Source organism: Microvirga tunisiensis, assembly GCF_009296175.1.
Lineage (GTDB): Bacteria > Pseudomonadota > Alphaproteobacteria > Rhizobiales > Beijerinckiaceae > Microvirga > Microvirga tunisiensis.
In genome coordinates this window covers 1-903 of sequence record NZ_VOSK01000874.1, presented here as the reverse complement: position 1 = coordinate 903, position 903 = coordinate 1, and the positions used below count along the sequence as shown (strand labels likewise).

The window sequence follows — 903 nt, the reverse complement described above, 5'->3', positions numbered from 1 at the left end:
GCACACCGGGACGGGCGGCCTGCCAGGCCAGCGACTGCACCGTGGCGAGCGTGTTCTTCACCCGATGATTGAGCTCATCAATCAGCAGCTTCTGGCGCTTGTCGGCCTGCCGGCGCTCGGTGATGTCTTCGGCCACCCGCACGGCGTAGAGGAACGCACCGGCAGCATCCCGCACCGCCGTGCTGGTGACGCGCGGCCGGGTTCATGCAGTTCTCGGATACGGCGGCAGTAGCCGTCGGAAGCGGAACCCTGCGTGTCGCCGGAGAGAAGACCAGGGCGGCCTAGCACGACGCACCGATACGTCAACCTTCGTGGTGACGGGACGAAACCGACATTGGGAGATAGCGTCATGATCAACGCTCTCGCATCGATAGCCGTCGGCCTGGCGGCCAACCTGCTCGCGACGGCCGCCTCGGCCCAGGCGACACTGAACAGCGTGAAGCAGAAAGGGATCCTGACCTGCGGCTCGAACCGGGGCGCCCCGGCTTCGGCGCGCCGGACGCGCAGGGCAATTGGTCCGGTCTCGACGTCGACCTCTGCTGCGTCCTCGCGGCCGCCATCTTCGACGATCCGGCCAAGGTGCAGTTCGTCCCGCTCTCGGCGCAGGATCGCTTCACGGCCCTCAAGTCCGGACAGGTCGACGTGCTCGCCCGCAACTCGACCGCGACCATGTCGCGCGACACCCAGCTCGGCCTCGAGTTCCCCGCGATCAACTACTTCGACGGCCAGGGCTTCATGGTCATGCGCAACCGCGATGTCACCTCGGCCCTCGAGCTTGCTAGAGCGCGTTGACATTCAGGCTTTCGACGGACTCGCAAATCTGATTCAAGCTCCTTTTGGGCGCGGAGGCTTGGGTGAGCGGAGTTCGTCTGATGTTGAAAGATCACCAGTGGGATCGGATGG

Annotated in this window: 1 protein-coding gene and 1 pseudogene; one reads left to right on the top strand and one right to left on the bottom strand. The window is 65.3% G+C overall.

The genetic code is table 11. The features are described 5' to 3' along the window. The coding region (locus FS320_RS50535) for an HWE histidine kinase domain-containing protein (RefSeq protein WP_342211980.1) at positions 1-136 on the bottom strand (136 nt) is incomplete at its 3' end. 213 nt (positions 137-349) lie between these two features. Between FS320_RS50535 and FS320_RS44250 the strand changes: the two are divergent. Then, positions 350-777: pseudogene (locus FS320_RS44250) on the top strand (transporter substrate-binding domain-containing protein); the annotation flags it as partial. Positions 778-903 lie beyond the last annotated feature (126 nt).